Below are 3,679 nucleotides of genomic sequence, written 5' to 3' on the forward strand. Positions count from 1 at the left end.
CTCTTGAGTGCAAACCTCATTCGCGAGTCTGGCGCTAGCGAGGTTTCGCGGCCGAGCCCCCCGATGTACCTAAGCTGAAGGAAGGACCCGCAATTCTTGCCGCTCGTCGAATGATGAGCAGCGCACTGCGAGGCGACCGCGCACAACGGGGCCACATGTAGGCATTCGCGTTTTCGCGTGTATGGGAAGGTCGGGATACACCATCACAACCGTCACGACCATCACAGCGAAGACGCGAGCTAGAAGCCCGGCTTTCGGGCATGCTGATGTAGATAAGAATCAGGACGACGACGGCATGCGGAAGAGGATGACCGGCTTACTAGTGGTTGTAGCTGTTGCAGTGATACTAGTTGCAACGTTAGGTGGGCGCTCGCGCGATGGCCTGGAGTCCAAAGATGCGGCTGTCCCCGCGCGAGCGGCCGACAAATATGACGCCACCGAAAGTCCATCTTCTGTGGCGAGGTCTCTTAGCGGCATAAGCGAGCAGCGAAAGCGGAAGATCGTCACTGCTGCTTTCGCTTGTCAGAAGGCCGACTTCTTTCGGCGGCAGGCGGAAGCCGTGGGTGGGGCCAGAGGCGGCAATGCGCTGCCAGGACTGTCGGAAGTCCAGCGGCGGTACTTTCAGGAAGCCGAGAGTGTTTGCGCCTCCGATCCAGCAGCGCGGACCGCCCCCGTCGATGACTTCCTCGCCGATCTAGCCCAAGGCGGCAACATGGCGGCGGCGTCGTGCTACCTGGCCGGTGGTATCCGCGAGCGCCGCCATGGCATCGCTCCTCCCGACAACCCTAGATATCGGCAGCTCGCCCCGGTTCTTGTCGAGAGGGGGGTAAGGGCAGGTAGTTGGGCAGTGGTCTCCCAAGCCTCAGCGATCAATTCGCTTCGAAGCGCGGGTAGTCCTTATATCCATCTACCGCCGCCTGATCTGATCGCCAACTACCGATACACCAGGCTCAAGCAAATCGGCGCCGTCGATAATGAGAAGCTGGAGCTTGACGCCGTATTGACTGATCTTGCGAAGGCACTTCCAGAAGCTGCCGTAAAGAAAGCCGACAAAGAGGCGGAGGAATTGTTCCGTAGCCACTTCACCAAGAGCGGACCTTACCGCTATCGAGACCAAACGCTTTGTGACTCCTTTTGACGAGCCGGATGCGGGAGTTCTGTTTTCTCGCTAAGTTCAAAGTCGAGATACACCATCACAATCGTCACGACCGTCAAAGCGGCTGCGCCTGACCCGACCTTCTCTTTCCTGCGTGTGGCGCCAGGTCCGGATAGACCATCACAACCGTCACCATTGTCACGGCACCGCGAAGACGCTTGAGTCGTCGCCGGCTTGGCCACATCGTTCTTGCCAGATCACTACGGCAGGAAACGACATGAAGAACGCGAGTCGCAAGCAACCTCAGCGCGCAGTGCGGGCGACCACGCTGCGCGATAGTCTTGAGGCGAAGCTACTGAAGGTCTGCGCCGATATCGGCTGGATTTGCGGATGGCGGAAGGACCGACTGGCGCCAGCGCCGCCGGCACGCCGGTCGTCGCGCAAGCGGGTCATGCTCGGCCGCGCGCTGGCGGCCGAGGAAAGGGTGCAGGAAGACGAAGCGTTCCTTCCCATCAAGGCTGCGCTCGTATCAAGCGGGCGAGCCGCTCACATCCAGACCGGGACAGCACCCGAGGCAAGCGGTCTGGCCGACTTCACCGTTGACCTTCAGGGAGGGCTTGCGAGGTTGCGGCGCATGGAGATCGGCGCAAGCGAAGTCGCTGGAGCGCTTGACTTGATTGGCGCGCGGCCGCAAGACCGAGAACTGTAGGTGGCGGTCGGCGCTGTAACAATGAGCTACCCAAGCACTGCAAAAAAGAAAGGCCCCGTTGCCGGGGCCTCTATTGATGCTCGCTCAGTGGTAAGCATCAAAAATGATTGAGCATCTTCGGCAAACGAAAGCCTTGTTCACTACTTGGCGCGAGGGAACAGGAGCTTTCGAAGCTGTATTAAAGCCCGCGGACTGGGAGAGGCTGCCTGATCATTCGTAATTTCGAGTCTAAGAAGGCCGTTCTCCTGACGAACTGTAAAGTCGCCGTTCGCCGATAGAACCTCCTTAGACGTTGCTCCCGAAAGGCCGAAAAATTGTTCGGACAGCCACATCGGAGAACCCAGGGCCTCTATGAAGCCTTGATGGAGCACTCGTCGCCCTGGGTTTCCGGATATATCGATAATTGTTCTTTCCAGCGGCGGCGGCAATCCATTCGATGTCGAGGGAAGATGCTGGTACGGCACATCCCGTGCGATGTATTGCAATGGATCGGAGGCGTTCTGCCAATAGTCATATTCAACATTAACTACATAGGCTTGTACGAACTGGCCAGCTCCCTTTAGAGCATGCAGCCAACTGTCCCAATCCGTTTGGGCAGCTCCGCGCACCCGAATGGCGTCATGCGCATACGCACCCACAATCGTCAGATCAAATTCGTAAGTATTGCCCTGAACGTTGAAATGCTGCCCTGTCCCCGACGGAATCATGTTTTCGACATCGTGGATCGCAATGATCTGCCCGTTAACCGTATAAGTGCTTTCACTAGAATTTTCTCTAGAAAGCTGGGCTAAGATCCGCAACCATGCCTCTTTCGCGCTAACACTTCTTGCAGAAAAAATGATTACCAGCTCTTGGTCCAGTTTCATCATGGATACTCCGACACGACCACAGTCACGCCTCGCGACTGACCATAAGAGATTAGGGGTGCAGCGGCGGAAGCGCCGCCCGGTTGGACGCGCAAATCCAAAACCATAGTTGCCGGCATGTTATCAACGGTGTGCCCCAAAGCAAGTTCTCGTATATGGTCTTTCATGCGCCCCATCCAAGATGCTCCGTTTGTCTCTACCGACTTAAGGCTGACTAGGACTTTACCAAGCTGAAAGTCAACAAGGGGAAAGTAGCCGCGACCCAGCTGGCCAATTCTGAACCATCCATTGTACTGCGATAGTGCCAGTGCATCTTCAATAGCCATGCCCCGCGCGCCAGGGCTCAACTTCCACACATCCGATGCCACGTGGCAGGTGGCCGCGGTCGCTGCGGTGGCAGCCGTTGTCGTCGCCGCGTTGACAGATGTGCCCGAAATGACCTCAGCGCTGGTCACCGCAGCGGAGTTTAACTGCGGCAGATAGGGCAGCAACCTTGGAAGTACGAGAGCCGCACTGCCGCCGCTCACCGCAAGCGCACCGCCCGCGGCCATTGCACCTACTGCATAGCCCTGACCCGCGCTCGGGTTCTCCCACCAGACTTTGTGGCCGCCGTTGTTTCCGGAGAACGGAGCTTCGAGTCCAAGTGGATCACTAAGTGCTAAGGGACGACTAGCGACGTAGCCGTAGGTACTTATCCCACCTTGCAGCCCGATCGAATCGCTTTGGGTGTAACGGCCAGCACCAGAATCATAGTCGCGAAAATAGTTGTAATTCAGCCCCGTAGCCGCGTCGTACCGCTGCCCCGGGAAGCGCAGGTCGAACACGAACGCGGTGCCGTCCTGGTCCGGGTCTTGGTTCGGGGTGTCGTTGCCGAAGGCTTCGCCCTTGGCGTTCCAGCTCCAGATGGCGACGTTGCGGGTGGCGTCGATGACGGTGCGCGGGGTGCCGAGGTGGTCGGGTTGGACGTAGTGCAGTTTCTGCGCGGTGCCGGCGCCGGCGAGGACGCCG

4 protein-coding genes are annotated in these 3,679 nt (G+C 58.4%); 2 read left to right on the plus strand and 2 right to left on the minus strand.

The genetic code is table 11. From position 1 onward, the window contains the following. The first annotated feature begins 307 nt into the window (after positions 1-307). A complete protein-coding gene (locus TX83_RS22870; RefSeq protein WP_141233533.1) occupies positions 308-1,138 on the plus strand; it encodes a hypothetical protein in 831 nt (276 codons plus the stop codon). Between the two features lie 235 nt (positions 1,139-1,373). Then, on the plus strand, positions 1,374-1,805 hold the full coding sequence (locus TX83_RS22875) for a hypothetical protein (protein ID WP_141233534.1): 432 nt from the start codon (positions 1,374-1,376) through the stop codon (positions 1,803-1,805). A gap of 140 nt (positions 1,806-1,945) precedes the next feature. Here TX83_RS22875 and TX83_RS22880 read toward each other — a convergent pair whose 3' ends face one another. Then, a complete protein-coding gene (locus tag TX83_RS22880; RefSeq protein ID WP_141233535.1) occupies positions 1,946-2,671 on the minus strand; it encodes a hypothetical protein in 726 nt (241 codons plus the stop codon). Then, the coding region (locus TX83_RS16415) for an RHS repeat-associated core domain-containing protein (protein WP_315851271.1) at positions 2,671-3,679 on the minus strand (1,009 nt) is incomplete at its 5' end. The genes TX83_RS22880 and TX83_RS16415, both read right to left, overlap by 1 nt.

The organism is Lysobacter antibioticus HS124 (assembly GCF_000336385.2).
In the GTDB taxonomy this organism is placed as follows: domain Bacteria; phylum Pseudomonadota; class Gammaproteobacteria; order Xanthomonadales; family Xanthomonadaceae; genus Lysobacter; species Lysobacter firmicutimachus.